Origin of the sequence: Bordetella genomosp. 8 (assembly GCF_002119685.1) — a bacterium.
GTDB lineage: Bacteria > Pseudomonadota > Gammaproteobacteria > Burkholderiales > Burkholderiaceae_B > Bordetella_C.
This window is the reverse complement of sequence record NZ_CP021108.1, coordinates 1984048-2006338: the sequence shown is the minus strand read 5'-3', so window position 1 is coordinate 2006338 and position 22291 is coordinate 1984048. Positions and strand designations below refer to the sequence as shown.

Annotated in this window: 19 protein-coding genes; 2 read left to right on the top strand and 17 right to left on the bottom strand. The window is 67.3% G+C overall.

What is annotated here, in order from left to right; all coding sequences use genetic code 11:
- Nucleotides 1–62: 62 nt before the first annotated feature.
- Complete coding sequence (locus tag CAL12_RS09200) at nucleotides 63–2939, top strand: valine--tRNA ligase (RefSeq protein WP_086064210.1); 2877 nt, start codon at nucleotides 63–65, stop codon at nucleotides 2937–2939.
- 102 nt (nucleotides 2940–3041) lie between these two features.
- Here the strand turns inward: CAL12_RS09200 and trmD are convergent, their stop codons facing one another.
- The 16 genes from trmD to CAL12_RS09120 all read right to left on the bottom strand — a co-directional run bounded on the left by trmD (nucleotide 3042) and on the right by CAL12_RS09120 (nucleotide 20905).
- Entirely contained in the window at nucleotides 3042–3809 is a 768-nt protein-coding gene (gene trmD / locus CAL12_RS09195; protein WP_086064209.1) for a tRNA (guanosine(37)-N1)-methyltransferase TrmD, read from the bottom strand.
- Nucleotides 3809–4528 carry a ribosome maturation factor RimM gene (gene rimM, locus CAL12_RS09190; RefSeq protein ID WP_086064208.1) on the bottom strand — a complete coding sequence of 240 codons (720 nt, stop codon included), beginning with the start codon at nucleotides 4526–4528 and terminating at the stop codon, nucleotides 3809–3811. Before rimM ends, trmD begins: the two co-directional genes overlap by 1 nt.
- An 88-nt stretch (nucleotides 4529–4616) precedes the next feature.
- Nucleotides 4617–4877, bottom strand: a complete 261-nt coding sequence (gene rpsP / locus CAL12_RS09185; RefSeq protein ID WP_086064207.1) for a 30S ribosomal protein S16 — start codon at nucleotides 4875–4877, stop codon at nucleotides 4617–4619.
- Between the two features lie 73 nt (nucleotides 4878–4950).
- Nucleotides 4951–5217 (bottom strand): sulfurtransferase TusA family protein, encoded by a 267-nt coding sequence (locus tag CAL12_RS09180; RefSeq protein WP_086064206.1) that lies wholly within the window; start codon nucleotides 5215–5217, stop codon nucleotides 4951–4953.
- A 26-nt stretch (nucleotides 5218–5243) separates the two neighbouring features.
- The gene (gene alaS / locus CAL12_RS09175; RefSeq protein ID WP_086067774.1) at nucleotides 5244–7865 is read right to left on the bottom strand and encodes an alanine--tRNA ligase; all 2622 of its coding nucleotides are present in this window, start codon (nucleotides 7863–7865) and stop codon (nucleotides 5244–5246) included.
- A gap of 56 nt (nucleotides 7866–7921) precedes the next feature.
- Nucleotides 7922–9007, bottom strand: a complete 1086-nt coding sequence (pilV, locus tag CAL12_RS09170; RefSeq protein WP_269768438.1) for a type II secretion system protein — start codon at nucleotides 9005–9007, stop codon at nucleotides 7922–7924.
- Between the two features lie 21 nt (nucleotides 9008–9028).
- Nucleotides 9029–9631, bottom strand: a complete 603-nt coding sequence (locus CAL12_RS09165; RefSeq protein ID WP_086064204.1) for a type 4 pilus major pilin — start codon at nucleotides 9629–9631, stop codon at nucleotides 9029–9031.
- A gap of 40 nt (nucleotides 9632–9671) precedes the next feature.
- Nucleotides 9672–10817: a general secretion pathway protein gene (locus tag CAL12_RS09160; RefSeq protein WP_232464755.1), complete on the bottom strand. Its 1146-nt coding sequence runs from the start codon at nucleotides 10815–10817 to the stop codon at nucleotides 9672–9674.
- Complete coding sequence (locus tag CAL12_RS09155) at nucleotides 10810–12621, bottom strand: GspE/PulE family protein (protein ID WP_086064203.1); 1812 nt, start codon at nucleotides 12619–12621, stop codon at nucleotides 10810–10812. Before CAL12_RS09155 ends, CAL12_RS09160 begins: the two co-directional genes overlap by 8 nt.
- Nucleotides 12622–12630: 9 nt before the next feature.
- Entirely contained in the window at nucleotides 12631–13140 is a 510-nt protein-coding gene (locus CAL12_RS09150; RefSeq protein WP_157792926.1) for a hypothetical protein, read from the bottom strand.
- Nucleotides 13133–14434 (bottom strand): type 4b pilus protein PilO2, encoded by a 1302-nt coding sequence (locus CAL12_RS09145; RefSeq protein ID WP_157792925.1) that lies wholly within the window; start codon nucleotides 14432–14434, stop codon nucleotides 13133–13135. Before CAL12_RS09145 ends, CAL12_RS09150 begins: the two co-directional genes overlap by 8 nt.
- A 7-nt stretch (nucleotides 14435–14441) precedes the next feature.
- A complete protein-coding gene (locus CAL12_RS09140; RefSeq protein WP_232464754.1) occupies nucleotides 14442–16070 on the bottom strand; it encodes a hypothetical protein in 1629 nt (542 codons plus the stop codon).
- Entirely contained in the window at nucleotides 16067–16912 is an 846-nt protein-coding gene (locus CAL12_RS09135) for a TcpQ domain-containing protein (RefSeq protein ID WP_198298411.1), read from the bottom strand. The genes CAL12_RS09140 and CAL12_RS09135 overlap by 4 nt, the downstream gene beginning before the upstream one ends.
- A gap of 173 nt (nucleotides 16913–17085) precedes the next feature.
- Nucleotides 17086–18426, bottom strand: a complete 1341-nt coding sequence (locus CAL12_RS09130) for an extracellular solute-binding protein (RefSeq protein WP_086064199.1) — start codon at nucleotides 18424–18426, stop codon at nucleotides 17086–17088.
- A gap of 4 nt (nucleotides 18427–18430) precedes the next feature.
- Nucleotides 18431–19687, bottom strand: a complete 1257-nt coding sequence (locus CAL12_RS09125) for a D-amino acid dehydrogenase (protein WP_086064198.1) — start codon at nucleotides 19685–19687, stop codon at nucleotides 18431–18433.
- 171 nt (nucleotides 19688–19858) lie between these two features.
- A complete protein-coding gene (locus tag CAL12_RS09120) occupies nucleotides 19859–20905 on the bottom strand; it encodes a CDP-6-deoxy-delta-3,4-glucoseen reductase (protein WP_086064197.1) in 1047 nt (348 codons plus the stop codon).
- 117 nt (nucleotides 20906–21022) lie between these two features.
- On the opposite strand from CAL12_RS09120, the gene sugE reads away from it, so the two are divergent.
- Entirely contained in the window at nucleotides 21023–21340 is a 318-nt protein-coding gene (gene sugE, locus CAL12_RS09115; RefSeq protein ID WP_086064196.1) for a quaternary ammonium compound efflux SMR transporter SugE, read from the top strand.
- A gap of 19 nt (nucleotides 21341–21359) precedes the next feature.
- Here the strand turns inward: sugE and CAL12_RS09110 are convergent, their stop codons facing one another.
- The gene (locus CAL12_RS09110) at nucleotides 21360–22238 is read right to left on the bottom strand and encodes an MOSC domain-containing protein (protein WP_086064195.1); all 879 of its coding nucleotides are present in this window, start codon (nucleotides 22236–22238) and stop codon (nucleotides 21360–21362) included.
- Nucleotides 22239–22291: the final 53 nt, after the last annotated feature.

Here is a 22291-nt window from a genome sequence, read left to right as displayed (position 1 = left end):
AAAATCGCTGGTTTGCCCCGTGGAAAACAGGCCGGGGGCCGTCAGTCAGCCGGAATCGTGTAATGAACAAAGCCGCACCCCAGAACGAGTCGCAGGAACTATCCAAGAGCTTCGAACCCGCCGAGATCGAAGCGCGCTGGTACGCCGAATGGGATCGGCGCGGATACTTCGCCGCCGGCCGGCACGTCGATGGCGCCCAGGGCACGCCCGGCAGCTTCGCCATACAGTTTCCTCCACCCAATGTGACTGGGACATTGCACATGGGGCATGCGTTCAATCAGACCATCATGGATGGGCTGACGCGCTACCACCGCATGCTGGGCGACGACACGGTATTGATACCGGGGACGGACCACGCCGGCATCGCCACCCAGATCGTCGTCCAGCGCCAACTGGACGCGCAGCAGATTTCGCGCCACGACCTGGGCCGCGAAAAGTTCGTGGAAAAGGTCTGGGAGTGGAAGCAGCAGTCGGGCAACACCATCACCAGCCAGGTGCGCCGGCTGGGCGCGTCCGCGGACTGGAAGCGCGAATACTTCACGATGGACGACCGCATGTCGCGCGGCGTGATCGAAACCTTCGTGCGCCTGCACCGCGAAGGGCTGATCTATCGCGGCAAGCGGCTGGTGAACTGGGATCCCAAGCTGCTGACCGCGGTTTCCGACCTGGAAGTCCAGTCCGAGGAAACCGAGGGCTACATGTGGCGCATCGAATACCCCTTCGTCGACGGTCCCCAGACCATCGTCGATCGCGAGGGCAACACGGTGACGCTGCGCGGCATGACCATCGCGACGACGCGGCCTGAAACCATGCTGGCGGACGGCGCGCTGTGCGTGCACCCGGACGACGAGCGCTACAAGCACCTGGTCGGCAAGCTGGTGGAGCTGCCGCTGTGCGACCGCAACATCCCCATCATCGCCGACGATTTCGTCGATCCGGATTTCGGCACGGGCGTGGTGAAGATCACCGGCGCCCACGACTTCAACGACTATGCCTGCGCGCTGCGGCACGACCTCCCGCTGATCGTGATCTTCACGCCCGATGCGCACATCAATGAAAACGGCCCGACCCAGTTCCGCGGCCTGGAACGTTACGAGGCGCGCAAGGCCGTGGTCGCCGAACTGGAGGCGAACGGCTACCTGAAGAGCGTCGAAAAGCACAAGATGATGCAGCCCAAGGGCGACCGCACCGGCGTCGTGCTGGAGCCCATGCTGACCGACCAGTGGTTCATGGCGATGAGCAAGCCGGCGCCGGAAGGCACGCTGCACCCCGGAAAGAGCATTACCCAGGTTGCGCTGGACGCCGTGGCGGACGGCCGGGTGACGTTCTATCCGGAAAACTGGGCGACGATCTACAACCAGTGGCTGGACAACATCCAGGACTGGTGCATCTCGCGCCAATTGTGGTGGGGCCATCAGATTCCGGCCTGGTACGCCAAGGACGGCAGCATCTTCGTCGCCCACGACGAGGCGGAAGCGCTGGAGCAGGCCCGGGCGGCCGGCGTCGAAGGTCCGCTGGAGCGCGACGAAGACGTACTGGACACCTGGTTCTCGTCGGCGCTGGTGCCGTTCACCGACCTGGGCTGGCCGGAAAAGACGCCGGACATGGAACGCTACCTGCCGTCCAGCGTGCTGGTGACGGGCTTCGACATCATCTTCTTCTGGGTCGCCCGCATGATCATGATGTCGATGCACCTGACGGGGCAGATCCCCTTCCGGCACGTCTACATGCACGGCCTGATCCGCGACGCGGAAGGCCAGAAGATGAGCAAGTCCAAGGGCAATACGCTGGATCCGGTGGACCTGATCGACGGCGTCGACCTCGAAACGCTGGTCGCCAAGCGCACCTATGGCCTGATGAATCCCAAGCTGGCCGGCAGCATCGAAAAAGCGACCCGCAAGCAATTCCCCGAAGGCATACCCGCATACGGCGCCGATGCCCTGCGCTTCACCATGTCGGCGTATGCCACGCTGGGGCGCAATATCAACTTCGACCTGAAGCGCTGCGAGGGCTATCGCAATTTCTGCAACAAGCTGTGGAACGCCACGCGCTTCGTGTTGATGAACACGGAAGGGCACGATTTTGCGGCGGCGGCGGGTGAAACCAGTTTCGTCGACCGCTGGATCGTCAGCCAGTTGCAGGAACTGGAGGCGGAGGTCGAGCGCGGCTTCGCCGATTACCGTTTCGACAACGTCGCCAATGCCCTGTATCGCTTCGTCTGGGACGAGTACTGCGACTGGTACGTGGAGCTCGCCAAGGTGCAGCTGCAGACCGGTACGCCGGCGCAGCAGGCGGCGACCCGGGCCACGCTCATCCGCGTACTGGAAGTGGTGCTGCGCCTGGCGCACCCGATCATCCCCTTCATCACCGAAGAGCTCTGGCAGAAGGTGTCGGTGGTGGCCGGCAAGCGGCAGGCGGGAATGCCGGACAGCGTCAGCGTACAGCCCTATCCGCGCGCCAACCCCGCGGCGGTGGACAAGCAGGCCGAGGCCGACGTAGCTGAACTGAAGGCCCAGATCGAAGCGGTGCGGGCCCTGCGCGGCGAGATGAATCTGTCGCCCGCGCAGAAGGTGCCGCTGATCGCGCAAGGACCGGCACAGTTGCTGTCGCGCAATGCCCCCTACCTGGCGGCGCTGGCGCGGCTGACGCAGGTCGACGTGGTGGACCAGTTGCCGGACGTCGGCGCGCCGGTCCAGGTGGTCGGCGACGCGCGCCTGATGCTGCATGTCGAGATCGACGTGGTGGCGGAACGCGCACGGCTGGACAAGGAGATTGCCCGGCTGGAAGGGGAAATCGCCAAGGCCAATGGCAAGCTGTCGAACGCGAGCTTCGTCGACCGGGCGCCGGCTGCCGTGGTGGAACAGGAAAAGGCACGGCTGGCGCAGTTTTCCGAGACCTTGACCAAGGTGCGCGAGCAACGGGGCAAGCTGCCGACCTGAGGGGCTGCTGGCCTGAGGGGCTGCTGGCATGATGGCCCGGCGGCCGCTGCCGGCGCCTTCGGCCTGATCGCCGCCATAGGCGGCGGCCTGGGACCGCCGCCCCTAGCCGCCGGCCAGCAAGGTTTTCAGGAAGCGCTCGTCCTGCGGCGTCAGCCACCCACGCGCGCGCGCCAGCTCGATCAGGTCGGGGCGCCGCTCGGCAGTCAGGCGGAGGGATTGTTCGCGGCGCCAGCGCGCGATGTTGGCGTGATGGCCCGACAGCAAAGGCGCCGGCACGGCCACGCCGTCATAGACTTCCGGACGCGTGTAGTGCGGACTGTCCAACAAGCCTGACAAGGCGGGATTGAAGGAATCCTGTACGGCCGATTCGTCGTCGTTCAGGACGCCGGGCAAGAGGCGCACCGTGGCGTCGACCACGGCCAGGGCGGCAAGCTCGCCGCCGGAAAGCACGAAGTCGCCCAGGGAAAGCTCCTCGTCGACATAGCGGTCGATGAAGCGCTGGTCCACGCCTTCGTAGCGCCCGCAGATGAGCAGCGCGCCGGCGGAGGCCGCAAGTGCGTGGGCGCGGGGCTGATCGAAACGCCGACCCGTGGGGGAAAGCAGGATGACCGGCGCCGTAGGCAGCGCATCGGCGGCGCGGCGCGCCTGCGCGGCCTGCACCGCGGCCGCCAGGGGCGCCGCCATCATCACCATGCCCGGGCCGCCACCGTAAGGACGATCGTCCACGGTGCGATGGACGTCGCTGGTGAAATCGCGCGGGTTCCAGGTCTGGAGGTTCCATTTACCTTGGCCGTGCGCACGGCCGGTCACTCCCAGGTCCCGTACGACCGTGAACATGTCGGGGAACAGGGTAAGGACGTCGAAACGCATCAGAAATCCAGCGGCCAGTCGCTATCGATGCGGCGGCCTTGCAGGTCCACGGCACGGATGTGGGCCTGGACGAAAGGCACGAGCATTTCGACCCGGCGGCCCCTGGCGTCGAGCAGGGGTTGCGGGTCTCCCGCCGGGCCGGTGCCCTGGCGCAATACCTTCAGCACGGCGTGCGCGCCGTTATCCAGGACTTCGTCGACGACGCCCAGCAGGACCGGTGTGCCGTCGTCGTCGCCATACAGGGCGCAACCGATCAGGTCGACCCAGTAATACTCGTCCTCTTCGGGCGCGGGAAAAGCGCTGCGCGGCGCACAGACGGCCATGCCTTTCAGCGCTTCCGCTTGATCGCGATCGTCGATGCCAGCCAGTTGCGCGACGACGGTCGAACCGTGCGCGCGCGCCGCCTTGACGACGTAGGCGATCGCGGGAGAGGTCTTGCCGGATGCCGCGGCGGCGGTGCCGGGCAGCGCGGGTCGCATCAACCACCAGGTCGAAGCCGACGCGGCGGAAGATGGCTTTTCAGGCGAGGATGACCTGGAGGACCTGGATGAGGCACCGGCTGAGGTGGCATGCGCGGCTGCCGCGATGGACAGCAGGACATCCGCATCGGCCGAATGAGGCTGGATCTTGACCCAGCCCTTGACCCCGTAGGCCGCGGCGATACGCCCGAGCTCGACCAGGTCGGCGGGTGCCACCGTGGGAGGAGCGGCGTTGCTCATTGCGCGGCGCGGGTCATGGAAGCAGGCGTAGGGCGAGATGCCCTGCCCTGTTCACAGGCAAAGCGCGCTGTCTGGGCAAACAGGGCTATCAGGCCGAGGCCGAAACCTTGGCCGAATAGTCCTTGACCAGACGGGCGACGGCGGGCGACAGCTGGGCGCCGTTGCCGGTCCAGTACTGCACACGATCCAGCGCGATACGCAGCTTTTCCGTGCCTTCGCTGGCCACGGGATTGTAGAAGCCGACGCGTTCGACAAAACGGCCGTCGCGGCGGTTACGCGAGTCGGTCGCCACCAGGTTATAGAACGGACGCTTTTTCGACCCACCGCGGGCCAGACGAATCACCAGCATAGGTAATCCCTTGAATTGGTTGTGAAAAACAGTAGATTCTAGCATCTATACCGAATGACGGCAAATGCAGCCGTCAACGGCGGCGCAGGTAATGCACACCCTGTCCCGAGTTGTCTTCCTGGCGCAACAGCGCATTGCCAGTCTGCCGGCAAAACGCCTGGAAGTCGCGGATGGCGTTCCGGTCGGTGGTCAGGACCTTCAGCACTTGCCCGCTGGACAGCTGCGCCAAGGCTTTCTTGGCGCGCAGGATGGGCAGCGGGCAGGCCAGGCCGTTCGCGTCGATTTCCAGGTCCGCGACCGGCGCCGGCTCCGCCTGGGAGGCCCCCGCCGCATCGGCCACGCCGGCGCCCGTCTCTGGGTTAGTGCTCACAGCCGTTCATCCACCCATTGGCGCACGCTGGCGATGGCGGCCGGCAGGGCCGCCGTATCGCTGCCGCCGCCCATGGCCATGTCGGGACGTCCGCCGCCCTTGCCGCCCAACTGGCTGGACACGAAGCCCACCAGGTCGCCGGCCTTGATGCGATCGGTGAGGTCGGCCGTGACGCCGCCGACCACGCTGATCTTGCCGTCCGCGGACGCCGCCAGCAGTACCACGGCCGGCTTGAGCTTGTCCTTGAGCTGGTCGACCATGCCGCGCAGCGCCTTGGGATCGGCGCTGTCGATGCCGGCGGCCAGCACCTTGATGCCCTTGATTTCCACCGTCTGGCGGGCCGCCAGATCGTTGCCGGCGCTGGACGCCAGGCGGCTGCGGGCCTGGTCCAGGTCCTTTTCCAGCGACTTGACCTGTTCCTGCACCTGGGCGATGCGGTCGGGCAGATCGGCGGCCGACGCGCGCAGGGCGGACGCGGCGCGGTTCAGCAGGGCGGTCTGCGCCTGCACCCACGCCAGCGTGTTGTCGCCGGTAATGGCTTCGACGCGGCGAACGCCGGCGGCTACGCCGCTTTCGCCGACGATCTTGAACATGCCGATGTCGCCCGTGCGCAGGACGTGGGTGCCGCCGCACAGTTCACGCGAGGAACCGATATCCAGGACACGGACCGTGTCGCCGTACTTTTCGCCGAACAAGGCCATGGCGCCGCCCTTGACCGCTTCTTCGTACGGCAGGACACGGACTTGCGCGGGCTGGTTGGCCAGGACTTCCGCATTGACGATGGCTTCGACGCGGGCGATCTGCTCGGGCGTCATGGGCGCGTCATGCGCGAAATCGAAGCGGGTCTTTTCCGGATCGACCAGGGAGCCGCGCTGTTGCACGTGGCTACCCAGGACTTCGCGCAACGCCTTGTGCATCAAATGCGTGGCCGAGTGGTTGCGCACGGTGCGGGCGCGCCGCACCGCGTCGACGCGCGCCAGGACGGTGTCGCCGACCGCGAGGCTGCCGGATTCCAGCTTGCCGTGGTGGCCGAATACGCCCGTCTGGACCTTTTGCGTGTCGGCGACCGCGAAGCGCATGCCGTCCGTCTCCAGCAGACCGGCATCGCCCACCTGGCCACCCGATTCGGCGTAGAACGGCGTGGCGTCCAGCACGACGACGGCTTCCTGCCCCGCCTGGATGCGGTCCACCGAGGTGCCGTCCGCATACAGCGCGATCACCTTGACGTCGTCCAGCTCGATGGACTCGTAGCCCACGAAACGCGTGTCGGCGCCTTCGTAGGCCAGGCCTTCGGCCATCTTGAACTTGCCCGCGGCGCGGGCTTGTTCGCGTTGCCGTGCCATCGCCGTATCGAAGCCAGCCAGGTCGACTTCCACGCCGCGCTCGCGGCAGATGTCGGCGGTCAGGTCCACCGGGAAGCCATAGGTGTCGTACAGCGTGAACAGCGTGGTGCCGTCCAGTTGCCCGCCCTTGGGCACGCCGGCCAGCGCGCCATCCAGGATCTTCATGCCGTTTTCCAGGGTTTCGCCGAAGCGCTCTTCTTCCTGCTTGAGCACCTGGGCGACACGCTCGGCGGCGTTGGCGAGTTCCGGATAGGCATCGCCCATTTCGCCGACCAGGTCAGACACCAGCCGGTGGAAGAAGGGCTTGGTCTGGCCCAGCTTGTAGCCATGGCGCAAGGCGCGGCGCACGATACGGCGCAGCACGTAGCCTCGGCCTTCATTGCTGGGAATGACGCCGTCGACGATCAGGAAGGAACAGGCGCGGATGTGATCGGCGATGACCTTCAGCGAGTTGTCGTGCAGATCGCCGATGCCGGTTTCACGGCCGGCGGCGGCGATCAGCTTCTGGAAAAGATCGATCTCGTAATTCGAGTGCACGCCCTGCAGGACGGCGGAAATGCGCTCAAGCCCCATGCCGGTATCGACGCAGGGCTTGGGCAGCTTGGACATATTGCCGGCCGCGTCGCGCTCGAACTGCATGAACACCAGGTTCCAGATTTCGATATAGCGGTCGCCGTCTTCTTCCGGCGATCCCGGGGGGCCGCCCCAGATGCCAGGACCGTGGTCGTAGAAGATTTCCGAGCACGGGCCGCAGGGACCGGTTTCCGCCATCTGCCAGAAATTGTCCGACGCGTAACGCGCGCCCTTGTTGTCGCCGATGCGGATGATGCGATCGACCGGCACGCCGATTTCCTTGGCCCAGATATCGTACGCTTCGTCGTCTTCGTGGTAGACCGTGACCCAGAGCTTTTCGGAGGGCAGCTTGTACACCGTGGTCAGCAATTCCCAGGCGTAATGGATGGCATCGCGCTTGAAGTAGTCGCCGAAGCTGAAGTTGCCCAACATCTCGAAGAACGTGTGATGCCGTGCGGTGTAGCCGACGTTTTCGAGATCGTTGTGCTTGCCGCCGGCACGCACGCTGCGCTGCGACGACGTGGCCCGCGTATAGGCGCGCGTTTCCTTGCCGGTGAACACGTCCTTGAACTGCACCATGCCCGAATTGGTGAACAGCAGGGTCGGGTCGTTGCCGGGAACCAGCGACGACGAAGGGACGATGGTGTGCCCCTTGGACTGGAAGAACTGCAGGAACTTCTGGCGGATCTCGGAGGATTTCATCGCGGATGAATCGGTCGACATGAGGCGAATTTTTCATTATAGAGGGTAGCGGGCGTTCAACGCAGGCATACATACCCCTCGGTCCAGCCTACTTCGGCGTCTCTTTCGCCCCCGGCGGCGACCAGTACGGCGCGATGGCCTGGGGGACAGGAACAGGCGCCTGTCCTCGGATTGATCGAGGAGCGGCCGACGATGCCGCAGCCTATGCCGCTATTGGTGGCATAGGCGCCGCCGAAGCCGCCCGGCACCGCCCAGGTGCCTGCCGCACAGTTCAGCAGGCCGCCGTCCCCGTCGCGGGCGAGCAGACCGCTTTCCGGACAAGGTGTGCCGGCCACCTCGACGGCGCCCAGTTTCAGATGTTCCCCGGCGACGAGCCGGCCGCCGGTCGACAGGGTGCCCGTCGCGGACACGTCGCCACGGAATTGCGGATCCCTGGCGTCCTGTGTCCGCAGGTAGCGCCCGGCGTCGCCGGCTTCCCGCCCGGCGCGGACCGCCACCGTGCCGATGGGCAACCGCGCCATGCCCGGCGCCGGGGGGTTCGGCAGGTCGAAGCCGGCGCCGCGCAAACGATGCGGCGCCAGTTCGGATACGCCGGCGCCCAGGCCGCCGGTCGCCAGCAGGATGCCCGCGATGCGCGAAAGGTCCGGCGATCTGGCCGGTCCCCCTGGCGCGGCCACGGGCACGCCGGGGCCGGTCGCCGGCCCCGAGGCGGCCCGTGCGTAGGCCAGGGCCTCGACGCGGCAGGCCTGGCCGGGGCAAGCGCCGTCGCGCCATAGCCTGACGGTGGCACGCATGCCCAGCGGCCCATGGTCCGGGAAGGACGCCGGCAGATGTCCCTCGCCCCTGAGTTCGGCCAGGCTGGGCGCCCAAGGGTCCGCGTAAAGCGCCCTGCCCTGCCCGTCGACGGGGACGTCGCCCTCGGCCAACGCCGCGCCATGGCGGACCAGCATGCCGTCGAGGGCACCGTGGATTTCCAGCAGCCATCGGCCCGCCGCCTGTTCCGCCACGCTGTCGACCTGGTGCAGCAGGCGTTCGGCCGCCCATATCGCCAGCATGCAGGTGATGGCGACGGCGACGGTGAGCTCCAGCAAGGCAAACCCGCGCTGGCCTGCGCGCCGGCGCGGCCGCCCACCTCGATGCATGCCTGGCATGGACACCACCCGTCAGCGCGCGGTGAAGACGAAGGTGTTGGCGTCGCCGCGCGCGCACTGGGCCTGCGCCAGCATGGCGTCGTAGCCCTTGGGCGGAGAGGCGCCATTGTCCTTGACGACCACCGGTCCGCCCTGCCCTTCCACCGTGATGGCTTCCGATACGCGCTGCATGACCGAGGCCAAGCCCGGACAGGCCGCGTTGTGGACATTGGTCAGGGTCAGCGTGAAGGCGGATCCGGGCCCCGCGCCGGCGAAGGATGCCGGCGCCAGGCCGATGGTGCCGTTGCCCGCCGAGCCATTGCCGCCCAGCCCATGCGCCACCACGGCGGACGCGTCGTTGCCGCGGACGGCGAATACGCTCGAATCGCGCAATGCGTTCGCCAACATGCCGTCGTGCAGGTCGGCATACGGGGCCACTACGTCGCCCTGCCCATTGGCCTTGACGCGCGCGACGAAGCGTTGCAGTTCCTCGCCCACCTTGGGGACCTTGTTTTCGATGACGTAGCTGCCGATCGCGGGAATGCCGACGATGGCGATCAGCAGGACGATGGCTGTGACGATGGATACCTCGATCAGCGAGAATCCTCGTTGGGTGCGATGACGACGCAGGCACATGGCGGCTCCTTGTAAAGGCCAGGAAAAGAGGGACGACGGGCTAGCCCGAGGCGTGGACCTGCATCAGGGCGCGCCGCAGTTCATCGATGACGGCGTAGTGCCACAAGGCCAGTGCGATCACGGCCGCCACCGCGCCAAGCAGCAACGCCCACCGCAGCAGCTGGGCCTGGCGGGCCACATGCAGCAGTGCGCGCCCTTCGACGCGATCGGCCGCCCGGTCCAGTCCGCGAGCCATGCCATGGGCGGCGATCATGTCGCTCAGGTACCACCAGATGCGGCGATCGATCATGCCGGTATCGAAACTATCGGCGCCCACCAGGCCGGCATCGATGCGCGCGATCATTTCGCGTATGTGCCAGGCGAGCCAGCATCCGGCGTGGTCGGCCTGCATGGCCAGCGCCTGCCGCAGACGGATGTCGACGTTGGCGCGACGGCGCACCAGCACGGCCAGCATGGCCAGGAAACGGATGGCATTGACGTCGCGATACAAGCGCCAGATCAAACGGCCGTCCAGCCGGCGCCGCCACGGCCCCACCAGATTGGGTAGCGACCACCACACCAGCCAGGCGCCACCACCCGCCACGGCCGCCAACAGCGGTAGCGCGTATGCCACCGCCTCGCCGAAGAAGAACAGGCCGCGGGTCAGACTGCCGTGATAGGCCGCCGGCACATCCTGGAAGACGGCCTGCAGCCGCGGCAGCGTGAAATAAGGCACCGCGCAGGCCAGGACCAGCGCCACGCCCAGCGCCGCCAGGCCGGTGAGCACGGTTTCCCGGAATATGCGCCAGGCCTGCCGCACGGTGCGCGCGGCACGCGCCAGATCGCGCAAGGCGGCCGTCAGGGCGTCGGCGCCACCGGCTTGGGCGGCGTGCAGCAATGCGAGCTCTTCGGCCGGCATGCTGCCGGTCCAGGCAGCGGCCAAGTCCCCACCGGAGGCGTCCAGGGCCAGCGACCAGCGACGCGCGAGCCTTCCCCGTACGCTGTGCCGGCCATGGCGACGGGCGTCGTCATCGAACAGGTCGCGCAGCGTCTTGCGGCCTTGCAAGCCTTCGATCATATCGGCGAGGTATTCGTAGTAGTCCGCGCGCATGCCGGCGAAGCGCAGCAGGTCGCAACGCAGGCGCCAGGCGGGGATATCCGGACACCGTGCCAGCGCGCCGGCCAGGATCGCGCGCCATTCAGGCATGGGCGTCTCCGGCCAGGGCTCTTTCCCGCTGCACGGATGCGTAGGACTGGAAACGCGATTCGATTTCGCGTGGATCGATCTGCCCGGCCGCCGCCTTGTACACGGCGCATTCCATGGCGCTCTTGCCCGTCATGTCCGGGTGATCGAAAGGCGCGACGCGGCGTCCGCGCAGATGGCGCCGCAGCGCCAGATTGTCCCGTCGCCGCACGCACCGCAGGAAGACATCGTCATGCGCGGGTTCGATCATCTCGGCAACCACGGTGCGCCCGGCCGTGCCGTTCAGGTGCGGCAGTTCGGCGTTCGCGCAATGTTCGCAGCCCGTGGCATTGCGCATGCGCAGCACGTCCACCGCCACGCTGTACAAGGCGGTGAAACGGCGCGTCCATTGCCGCCAGGCGTCGCCTTGCGACCCGGCGAGCAGACCGGCCAGCGGCAGGGCGCAATGCGGACACAAGCGCGGCAACAGCGCCTGGTACACCAGCAGTTTGAGGACGCCCGGGGTCGCCAGGAAGTCACGTGAAACCCCAATGAAATCCGAGGCCAGCCGCTCGGGGATCATCAGGGCCGAACAGGCGTGCGTCGTCGTATAGAGATTGACGCCGGAGCCGGCCAGGTCCATGAAGGCGCGGCCCGTTTCCGCGTCGCGGATTTCGCCTATGAGCAGGTCGTCCATGGCGGATCGCTTCACGGTGCGCAGCTTGGCGTCGAATGCCGTGGCGCCGGTGTCGTCGAGCTTGCGGACCACGCTGTTCTGCAAGGCATTGCCGATCCGGTATTCGACAGGGTCTTCCAGGGTGATGACCTTGCGGTCGTCAGGCAGCGTGCGTATCAGCGTGGCGATGGTGGTGGACTTGCCGGATCCGACCACGCCGGCCAGCACCACGGCGCCGCCATCGGAGCGGCTGGCCTGCCGCAGCATTTCGATCTGGCTATCGAGATAGCCCAGCGTATGCAGGGAGGAGCCGTCGGCCCGCATGTCGAGCCGCAGCAGGCGCAGGCACACCGAAGGACCGTCGTCCGTGGCCAAGGATGCCCAGCGCAGCATCACGGGGCGGTCGTCCACCTGGATGTGCAGTTGCCCCTGCTGTTCGATGCATGGATCGAATACCGCGCCATTGCCGCCTTGGATGTCCATCCAGGCGACGGCGAGCATTTCCATCAAGGTGGCGGTCGGCATATGGCGGAAGCGTGCCGGCGCGACGTAGCGGCCCGCGATCGTGAACCGCACGTCGGACTCCGGACTCCGGCGGCGGACGTTGAGGTGCACGTCGCTGGCTTCGTGGCGCACGCCCCATGTGACGATGTCGCAGAAGCCCGCCGCCAGCGCGGAGGTGTTCCGATCGGTCGCCACGGTCGACACGGTCGAGGGGTCGCGCAGGCGCCTCAGAGTCAGTTGACCGCGCGCGACGCTCAGCAGGAGCGGGGCCGGGAGGATGTAGCGGGAAGGCGATGCCAGCCGGCCGCCGCGACGCCGCACCATGCGCTCGATTTCGTCGATCTGGTCGCCTGCTGCGTAGTCGGACAGTGCGAAGATGGCAATGCTGCCGTCCTGCAGGCGGACAGGGCAGAGCCTGCCGGCCAGGGACGCCAGGTCGAATTCATCGCCCAGGGCCCGCGAGAAGGCGGGGTCGATGCGGGCGATATCGTCCTGGGTCGCCAGCACGGGCACGGCGGCTGGCGCGGCACGAGCGGGCTGAGCGGGCTGAGCGAGCTGGGCGGGGTGTGCGGGGTGCGCGGGGTGCGTGGCATGTGCGTCATGCGTGGCTTGCGTGACGAGGCCGGTGGGAAGGCGTCGGACCAGCATGGTTGCCTCCTAGTCCGCGCGTGTCAGGCAAACGCGGCGCTTGCCGCCGTCGCGGTCGAGCAGGACACATTGCCCCTGAATGGCACGCAAGGCATACACGCCATCCCCGTCCGGCGACTCCTCGGGCCATATGTGTCCGTGGCGATAGCGCAATCGATGCCCATTGACGACGACTTCCACATCCAAGCGTTTGCCGACGCCGTAGATCGCGGCCAGATCCAGACGATCGGCCGGCGCTTCGGCGGGCGCGTCGGCAATCGATGCGGTTGATGCGGATGCGGGCGTCGCGCCCACCCCCCTGCCCCGCCGGTGCGCCTGCGCGGCCAATGCGGCGCGGGTCTCGCGTCGGAGCAGTTGCTCGACGATGTCCTTGTCCGGCCATTCCGGCGCGGACGAGACGACTGACGGCACACTGGGCGGCGAGTCAAGGCCGGGATCCCGCACCTGCTGGGCAGCTTGGGCATGTACCGGCCAGGCCGCGGCCGTGGCCAGCAGGGCCAGGCCGGCAAGGTCATTCAAGCTCATAAACCGTTCCTTCCAGTTGAGCCATCAATGGGCTGTGAGCGATATCCGGCTGGCGATCGCCATGCAGGTCCAGGGCCACCGCCTTCCAGGACGCCACCGTCGGCGGACTGGCGAACAGCGCGAACGAACGCAGCGGCCCTTGCAACACGACATTGCGCTGGCGCACGCGCGGCAGATCGGTGGGCGGTGGCAGCGGACTGCCGTGCGCGTCGCGAGGCGGCGGGACAGTGAAGGCGGCCGGTGCGCCCAGGACCACGCGGGTGAACGCGGGCGAGATGGCCTGCAAGGTGCTGGCGAAATCCAGGTCGGTCGCCGCCGGGCCGCCCAATCCGTCCAACCGCAGCCGCTCGGCGCGGCCCGCCATGCGCCAAAGCAGTTGCGCTTCGTCCAGCGACACGAAGACCAGGCGTACGCCCGCCGGGACATGGTCGGCCAATGCGCGATTGGTGGCATCCGCACCGGTCCGGCCATAGCGTGCGGCGCAGGACCAGTCCACGCCATCCGGACGGTAGCGGGCGGATCTCATGGTCCAACCGCCCAGGCCCGTGGGCAAGGTCCTCAAACTGGCGAAGACCTGGCCGAGTTGCCGCGTATCGTGGACGCGCACCGCGGCGGCCGCCTTGGCCCAGGCATCGTGCCACGCCTGGGTGGCGTCGACAGGCTGGGTCGTTCGCGTCCGCGGGCGGTCATGCCAGGCGCGCCATGCCGGAGGCACCAGCAGTGCCATGACGAGCAGCAGCAGGGTGCCCCGCACCGGCATCGGTAGCCGCGTCAAAGGCAAGCCTACGCGCCACAGGCACGCCGCGGGATCGAGCGCGTCGGCAAGATCATCCAGGGCCAGTGTGCATAGCTGGCCAGCCAGGCCCGGATGCACCGCGTCGAGTTCCGCCAATGCGGCGCGCGCGGCGGACTCGTCGCCATGGACACGGTCGCCACGCGCCATCACGGCGCCGTTGCGCGAGGCGACCAGCCAGACGCGGCCATCATCCAGACGCAGCAGGCCCGCGGCGGTGCCTTGCGCGTGCAGGCGCGCGAAAACCTGCGCGGCGGCATAGCAGGCGCTGGCGCGTCCACGCAGGCGCGCGCATCCGACCGCGGCCACGCCCACACCGCCGTGCACGTAATGCGTTGCGGCTGCTTCGCGCGCCTTGCGGCGCGCCAGGATATCGATATGGCTGCCGATGATGGGCGACCATGAGAGCCCGAACACCAGCGCCGCGCCGTCGCGCGCGGCCAGCACGACATGGTCTCCCAAGGCCTGCGGAAGCGCCTGGTCCGTACGTGTCATCGGCATGTCAAAAGCCCTCTTCCACCTGGGCGGTGACGATGATCACAGTCGTGGTGCGTTGCGTGGAAGCGCGATCGCTGCCGCCCAAGGCGTAAGGCGCGTCCGGCGTCAACCGACGGCGATCGTATTCGTCTTCACGGCGATCGAAGCCCGAGATGATCATTGCCTGCCCGGCCCGCAATTCGACCTGTTGCACCATGCCGTTGCCGTCGATGGTGATCTGCTGTACTTCCAGCGGATTGCCGGGCTTGCCGAACGTCAGGCTCTTCAGCGGCTGTGCGACCGTGTTGTCGTAGGCGATGGACAGCAGGATCTGGCCGTCGTCCTGGGCATCCGGGACCAGGGTCAGGAAAGAACCGACCGTCTCCTGCTTCTGGTTGATCGACACGCCAGGCAGCAGACCGGGCTGCAGGGCCGGGCTGGAAGCGATGGGAGCGGACACGCTGCCCTGCACCTGGTCGACGTAGGAGAACGTCGTTCGCACGGCGTGGGTGACCGGCCGGCGGTTCAGCGTCAGCACGGGAACACTGCTGTGGCGCACGATGGTGCCGATTTCGCTGAGGGCCGCGATGATGGCCTTGCTGCCGCCGAACAAGTCGTTGTTCACGCCCGCGGAAGCCAGTCCGGCCGACGTGCCCGCCAGCCCCGCCGATGCCATCGACACGGCGGCGCGCGTGCCCTGATAGAGCAGATTCCAATCGATGCCGGCCCTGGCCTGGTCCTTGCCCACGACCGTGATTTCCTCGAACACCAGCCGCACGCGGCGCGTCAAGGCCTTGTTCTCGCGCTCGAGGAAGCGCGCCACCTGCTCCAGCGCGTCGCGCGTATCGTTCACGACGATGGAATTCCCCGCCCCCGGCGCGGCGGTGACGGTGCCGGCGCGCGTCAGGAAGGGCTCGATGCGCGCGCGCACCGCGGCGATGGCATCATGGTCGCCGGTGGACAAGGTGGTATTGGACGTGTTCTGGAAGCCTTCTCCCCCCTTGCCGGTGGCGCGCCCGAGCCGGGCATCGGCACGCGCGTTCAAGGTCAGCGCGCGTACGTCGAACACCCGCGTTTCGGTGCGATAGAACTCGATGGCGCCGTCGGCGTATCGCCAGTACACGCCCAGGCGCCAGGCCAGCGCGTCGAGGACCCGCGGCAACGGTTGCGCGCCGTCAGGTAGCGAGGCACGCGCGGGAAATGGCGTACCGCCGCCGTGGGAAACGGCGAGCCTGGGCAGGAAGAGTTCGGCGGGCAGCAATGCGTCGGGCCTTACCTTGACGCCTATGCCCGTGGCCCTGGCGATACGATCGGCCAGCACGGCCAGGTCGGCCTGGCCACCGGAGAACATCAATGTCGTATCGACGTTCCTGCGCAAGGCGGCCGGCAGCGTGGCCTCGCGCGCCAGGGGACGCGCGCGGCCCGCAAGCCAGGGCCTGCCGACGTCCTGCGCGGCCAGCCGGGCCGCGCCATCCGACACGGATCTTGAAAAGCCGGCATATGCGGCCTCGTTGCGGGCCTGCGAGGCGGCGGCCCGATCCTGTATGGCGGCGATACGTTCCGGCGCGACGCAGGCGGGACACGCAAGCGCGAGCGTCAGTACAAGGCCGCGCCGCGCGGCGCAGCCAGCGGGTGGACGGAAGGAAACGCTCATATCGCCGTTCCCAGCCGCATGGCGGTGCGATCGCAGGCCTGCGAAAGCGGAATGACACGCAGGACCTGATTGGCGTAGAAGCAGGGTTGCAGCGGCCGGTCGCCCAATTCCGTGGCCGCCACGAGTTCGCGGACGGAGCGCTTGAAGTCGTCGGAGAAATCGGCGCTGCCGGCCAAGGGGATATCGACGTCCACGGCCCAGTGCTCGGCCTGGAAGGTCCAGCCGGCAAGACCCGCCCAGCGCGCGAGCGCGCGACGGATGTTTTCGTCGGCAGGGCCGACGCGATACAGGCCGGCGCCCGATGGCACGATCTTCGTTGCGCCGGTTGTCGTGTTCGTGCCAGCTTTCGTGCCAGCTTTCGCGCCAGCTTTTGCGGCGGATTGGGCGCCAAGCGCAGGCAATGCCGCCGTCGCAGCCATCATTGCGGCCGGCGTCGCCTCGGCATGCCGCGCCACGCCCAGGTAATCCGCGCGTGCCTGCAGGGCGCCACCGCGCATGACGACGGCCGGCCATTTGCCCTGCACGATCACGTAGGGCTCGTGCCTGACGTAGCGCGCCGGACGCTCCGCGCCATGCTGTTCGGTGAACAGCGCCGGCACGGGTTGCCCGGGCGCGAACTGCAGCCAGGTCTGGCGGCCGTCGTCGAACACTTGCAGCGGCGCTACCTGCCTGTCCCCGGACAAGCGCCAGTTGAAGTCGTGCGTCGCGGCTGTCGAGGAGTATGCCGACGAGTCCGTCGATGCCGCGGCATTCCAATCCGCCATCCCGCCGCCAGGCGCCCATGGCGCCGTACAGGCCGACAGCCATGGCAACAGGATGAAGGTCTTGAACACTCGATGCATGCCGGATCCCCGCTCTGCGCGCCCACCATGGCGCGACCCAGCCATGGTGCCCAGGGCCACCCGGACCAACAAGACGCACATCTACGCATGGATGCGGATGTCACCGGGCGGCCCAAGGCAAAAAAAACCGGCGGGCCAGGCCCGCCGGTTTCGGCTTCGATGCGTCGCAGGAATCAGCGCTGCTGGGCGATCGTGCGCGCCTGGGCGGCGGCATTGTTCAGCGCCGTCATGGGCGGCGTCTTGCCGTCGAAGGCCTCGTCCAGCTCGCGGCTGAGCACGGGCTCGATGCGCTCATAGTTGTTGACCCGGAAACCGCGCGCGGTGACCGGGGTCTGGGCACGCATGGCCGACACCACGGCCTGTGCGCCAGGGATGCGGTTGTAGAAAGACACTTCCGACGCGCGGAACGCGCCTTCGGTCAAGGGCAGGAAGCCCGTCGTCTGATGCCATTCGGCCGCTACCACCGGCTTGGACAGCCACGCCAGGAATTCCGCCGTGGCCTTGTCCTGCGCCACGGGATGGCCTTCCATCACCCACAGGGCCGAGCCGCTCACGAAGGGCTTGCCCGGCGTCTTGGTAGCCTGGTCGTAGTACGGCAGGGGCGCGACGCCGAAGCTCAGGTTCTTGGCGGCGATCAAACGGCCGAGGGCGCCGGAACCGGACGTCAGCACGGCGCACTGCCCCTTCGCGAAGGCTTCGTCAGGCGTGTTGTCGTTGGTATGCTGGGTCAGCAGCAGCGAGCGCTTCCACGTCGCCATCAACGACACATGCCGCATGTACAGGATATCGAACTGCAGCGCCGACGGGAGAGGCTTGCCCTTGACCGCTTCGATGCCGTTGCCGTTGCTGGTGTAAAGCTGGTTGTTGATGGGCGCCAGGTTTTCCAGATGGACTTCGACCTGGTCGCTCGAGGCATAGGGGCATTCCACGTCGGCCACGTCACGCAGTTTCAGCAGTTCGCCTTGCAGGTCCTGCCAGGTGCGCGCCGGCTGATTGGGATCCAGGCCCGCCTTCTTGTACAGCGACAGGTTGTAGAACATGAGCGGGATTTCCGCCATGTAGGGGAACGCCAGCAGGCGTCCCTTGCCGTCGCGGGTGAAGCTGCTGGTAGAGGGCAGGAACCAGGTGGCGTCCTTGATCGGATACTTGGCCAGCAGCTCGTACAGCGGCTTGATGGCCTTGTACTCCGCCACGACTTCCGGCGAATGATTGTCCTGCAACTGGATCAGGTTGGGCGCCTTCTTGGCGGTCACCGCGGCCGTCGCGGCCTGCTGCAAGGCCTGCGGCGTGGCGAAGTCGCGCACGCTGACTTCGACCGCGTCCTGTTCCTTGTTGTATTGCTTGACCAGCTTTTCGAATTCCGCCTTGTTGGCGTCGGTCATCGTGTGCCAGACCTGGATCTGCACCGGCGCCGCATGCGCCACACCCGCCGCCATCAAGGCAGCGCCGAAGATCCAGACACGCCCGGTGGCGCGGATTGCGCGGGACAAGCCCGATTCATGCAATTTCTTCATAGGTCTACATGCCGAGGAAAGGAAACTCCGGTTCTGGCGCGCGTCCGCTGAGCAGATCGGCCAGAGCCCGGCCCGAACCCGCCCCCATCGTCCAGCCCAGCGTGCCGTGACCCGTATTCAAGTACAGGTTCGGTATGCGGGTGCGGCCGATCAGGGGCACGTTCGACGGAGTGGACGGACGCAGGCCCGACCAGTAAACGACTCGCTCGAAATCGAGCGCGCCGGGAAAAAGCTCGCGCGCCAGGTCCGTCATGGCCTGGCAGCGCTGGGGATTCAATGCGCGTGAGTAGCCCGCGAATTCGGCCGTCCCGGCCATGCGCAGGCGATTGCCCAGGCGCGAAAAGACGATCTTGCGGCTGCTGTCGGTCAGGCTGACGCTGGGCGCCGCCACCGGGTCCAGGACCGGGAAGGTGGCGGAATAGCCCTTGGCGGGATAGACATTGCAGGGCACGCCCAGCGGACGCACCAGCAGCGGGGTGTAGCTGCCCATCGCCACGACATAGGCATCCGCCGCGATCTGTCCATAGCCGCCTTGCGGGTCGAGGATCTCTACCGCGTCGACGCGCCCGCCGATGGACACCAGCCGGGTTACCTGCGTGGAATAGCGGAACTCGACGCCGGCGTCGACGCAACGCTGGGCCAGCGCGACGGCGAACAGGTGCACGTCGCCGCTTTCGTCTTCCGGCGTGTAGTCGCCGCCGACGATGCGATGGCGCTGCGACGCCAGGGCCGGCTCCAGGGCGACGACTTCATCGGCGGACAGGATGCGGCGTTCGACGCCGAAGTCGCGCATGACGCCGGCGGCCTTCTGCGAAAGTTCGAATTCGTGGGGGTCGCGATAGAAATTCAGGATGCCGCGTTCCAGGTGGTCGTACTGGATGCCCAATTCCACACGCATGGTGCGGAGGGTCGCGCGGCTGTATTCGGCCATGCGCACCATGGCGCGGATGTTCGGGGCCAGGCGGCCGGGCAGGCATTCGCGCAGGAAGGCGAGCCCCCAGGCCCATTGGCGCCAGTCCAGTTGCGGACGGAACAGCAGGGGAGCGTCTTCGCGGCCCAGCCATTTCAGCAACTTCAGCGGGGCCTGCGGATTGGCCCAGGGCTCGGCGTACGAGACGGAGATCTGGGCGCCATTGGCGAGACTGGTTTCCTGGGCCGGACCGGTGCGCCGGTCCACGACCACGACATCATGTCCGGCCTGGCGCAACCACCACGCCGTGGAAATGCCGATGATGCCAGCTCCCAATACCGCAATTCTCATTCGCGCCAAGCTCCTGGGTACGCATCGGGCCGGCCGCAGCCGCGTGCGCGGAATCCCGTTGAAATCACGGGAAGGAAGTTTACCTTGCCGCCAGCCGCCGGCGCGTCGGGGCGAGCGTTGAATCGCTTCGCCATCCGTCGGCTTGTAAGCGCCTATGTCAATTCGGCCGGATCAAGGACGGGCCTTGGCCAGATCCGCTTCGGAGGTGAAGGCGTCGGCGAAGAACTCTTCCGGCGGCAAGCCGCACTGGCCGGAGAACTCGCGCCGCGCCGCGTCCACCATGACCGGGGCGCCGCAAGCATACACCTGATGACCGGAAAGATCCGGCAGGTCGAACATGACCGCCTCATGCACGAAACCGGTACGGCCGGTCCAGCCATCTTCCGGCAGGCTGTCGGAAACCACCGGGACATAGCGGAAACCAGGCAGGCTGTCCGCCCACGAAGCGGCCAGGGCATCCATGTACAAGTCATGGGGGCGCCGACCGCCCCAATACAGCACGACCGGCCGGCGGATCTGCTTGTGGATCATGTGTTCCACGATGGCCTTGATTGGCGCGAAACCGGTACCGCTGGCCAGCAGCACGATGGGCTTGTCGCTGTCCTCGCGCAGGAAGAAAGAACCGAAGGGTCCTTCGATGCGCAGGATCTCCCGTTCCTTCATCTGCGTGGCGCCGGTGCCGAACACGTGATCGGTGAAGTAGCCGCCGGGCATGTGGCGGATGTGCAGCTCGAGCGGACTGCCGGCATGGGGCGGCGTCGCCATGGAATAGCTGCGGCGCCGGCCTTCCTTCAATATCAGTTCAACGTACTGCCCCGCATGGAAGCGAAAAGTCTCCGAAGCGGGCAGTTGCAATTTGATGACCGCGACATCCGCCCCGATCCGCTCCAGGGCCTGCACGCGCACCGGCAGCTTGCGGATCTGGATATCGCTGGCGAGGCGCACCTCGGCCGATTCGACCAGCAGGTCGGACGAAGGACGCGCCTGGCACAGCAGGGTAAAGCCGGCGGCCAGCTCTTCGGGCGCCAGGATCTGGGCGGGATAGGGTCCCGCGTCGTAGTCCCCGGACAGCACCTTGCCCTTGCAGGTCGAACAAGCGCCGCTGCGGCAGCTGTAGGGCAGGACGTAGCCCGCGGCCAGGGCGGCGTCGAGCACGGTCTGACCGTCTTCTATCTTGAACTGGTGTTGGCTGGGCGTGAGGGTGACCTGGAACGTCATGGCGCGTCGGTAGCAGTGGAGCGTGAGGGTGCCGAATCGGACATTCTATAATTTTTGCCGTCCCGGGACAGGCGCACCCGGGGCCGCCATCGCAGCCTATGCGCCGGAAAGCCGTCCATGACCTGGGTCATCCTGTTCGTCGCCGGATTATGTGAAGTCGTCTGGGCCGTGGGCCTGAAATACACGGACGGCTTTACCCGGCTCGTTCCTTCCGCCATCACCGTCGTCGGCATGGTGGCCAGCGTCTGGCTGCTGGCGATCGCCATGCGCACGCTGCCGCTGGGCACGGCCTACGCGGTATGGGTGGGCATCGGAACGGTGGGCGCCTTCATCGCCGGCGTCATCCTGTTCGGGGAAAGCATGGGCTGGGTGCGCCTGGCCAGCGTCGGCCTGATCGTCGTCGGGCTGATCGGCCTGAAACTGTCGGCGTCGTAGCGGAAAGCCGCGCGGGACGCTAGAACTTCCATTCCGCCGAGATCGGGTCGCCCACGCGCAGGATCGCGCCTGGGCAGGCGTCGACGATGGCGTTCTGGCCGAAAACCACCCCGAGGTCCAGGCTGCGCGTGGCGGTCAGGGTCAGGCCGGGCTCGTCGCCCGCCCGGCCGGTCGCCTGATCGACATCCGGAATGCTGCAGCGGGTACACGGCTTGACCACCGCCAGGCGGATGTCGTCACCGCGTGCGAACAGGGCGATATGGTCTTCGTCGTAGGCACCAAGGTCGTCGCCGTCCAGGACGACGTTGGGGCGGAAGCGATCCATGGGAACCGGGTCCCGCCCCTTGACGAGCAGCCGCTGGTTCAATTCATCCAGCGAGGCCTGGTTGGCGATCAGCACCGGGTAGCCATCGGCGAACCCGAAAAGATGCCTGCCGTCGAAACCGTCGGCCAGCTCGCGATGTTCGCCGCGCCAGCGCCCCACCCAGTCGGGACTGACGGCACGGCCGGCGGCCGGGACGTCGATCTTGAAGAGGCGGCAGGGAAGGCCGAGAAAATCGGTGAACCATTGCGCCGCGGCCGTGCTTTCGGCGTGCGCGGGAAAGGTGTCGCGCCAGACCGTGACGGTTTCGGTGATGGCGGCCAGATCCGACCCGTCCAGGGGCACTTCCAGCAGGGGCATGCCCGGCGCGCGCAACTGCAGATGCGTGGCGGTCAGCGCGGTACCGACCAGGGCCATGGAGGGCACCTGGCGCTGCGTCAGGAACCGCGCGCCGGAGATGACCAGCCAGCGGCGGTCGTACGCCAGGCCGGCGCCGTCGATCGCCGACGCATCGACGGCGATGCCCGCGCAGGACTTGACGGGATAGGTATGCAGGCTGCGGACGAACAGGGACATGGCGAGCGACGGGTAGGCGCGAGAACCGCCGAAGCATAGCAATTATCCCGGCC

Coding starts and splice junctions, on each gene's coding strand:
- CAL12_RS09200 (WP_086064210.1), top strand. CDS start 63: ATGAACAAAGCCGCACCCCAGAACGAGTCGCAGGAACTATCCAAGAGC.
- trmD (WP_086064209.1), bottom strand. CDS start 3,809: ATGCGTTTCGACGTCCTTACCCTGTTCCCCGACATGTTCACGGTCGTA.
- rimM (WP_086064208.1), bottom strand. CDS start 4,528: ATGAGCAACGCCGCTCCTCCCACGGTGGCACCCGCCGACCTGGTCGAG.
- rpsP (WP_086064207.1), bottom strand. CDS start 4,877: ATGCTGGTGATTCGTCTGGCCCGCGGTGGGTCGAAAAAGCGTCCGTTC.
- alaS (WP_086067774.1), bottom strand. CDS start 7,865: ATGAAATCCTCCGAGATCCGCCAGAAGTTCCTGCAGTTCTTCCAGTCC.
- pilV (WP_269768438.1), bottom strand. CDS start 9,007: ATGCATCGAGGTGGGCGGCCGCGCCGGCGCGCAGGCCAGCGCGGGTTT.
- CAL12_RS09165 (WP_086064204.1), bottom strand. CDS start 9,631: ATGTGCCTGCGTCGTCATCGCACCCAACGAGGATTCTCGCTGATCGAG.
- CAL12_RS09160 (WP_232464755.1), bottom strand. CDS start 10,817: ATGCCTGAATGGCGCGCGATCCTGGCCGGCGCGCTGGCACGGTGTCCG.
- CAL12_RS09155 (WP_086064203.1), bottom strand. CDS start 12,621: ATGCTGGTCCGACGCCTTCCCACCGGCCTCGTCACGCAAGCCACGCAT.
- CAL12_RS09145 (WP_157792925.1), bottom strand. CDS start 14,434: ATGACACGTACGGACCAGGCGCTTCCGCAGGCCTTGGGAGACCATGTC.
- CAL12_RS09140 (WP_232464754.1), bottom strand. CDS start 16,070: ATGAGCGTTTCCTTCCGTCCACCCGCTGGCTGCGCCGCGCGGCGCGGC.
- CAL12_RS09135 (WP_198298411.1), bottom strand. CDS start 16,912: ATGCATCGAGTGTTCAAGACCTTCATCCTGTTGCCATGGCTGTCGGCC.
- CAL12_RS09130 (WP_086064199.1), bottom strand. CDS start 18,426: ATGAAGAAATTGCATGAATCGGGCTTGTCCCGCGCAATCCGCGCCACC.
- CAL12_RS09125 (WP_086064198.1), bottom strand. CDS start 19,687: ATGAGAATTGCGGTATTGGGAGCTGGCATCATCGGCATTTCCACGGCG.
- CAL12_RS09120 (WP_086064197.1), bottom strand. CDS start 20,905: ATGACGTTCCAGGTCACCCTCACGCCCAGCCAACACCAGTTCAAGATA.
- sugE (WP_086064196.1), top strand. CDS start 21,023: ATGACCTGGGTCATCCTGTTCGTCGCCGGATTATGTGAAGTCGTCTGG.
- CAL12_RS09110 (WP_086064195.1), bottom strand. CDS start 22,238: ATGTCCCTGTTCGTCCGCAGCCTGCATACCTATCCCGTCAAGTCCTGC.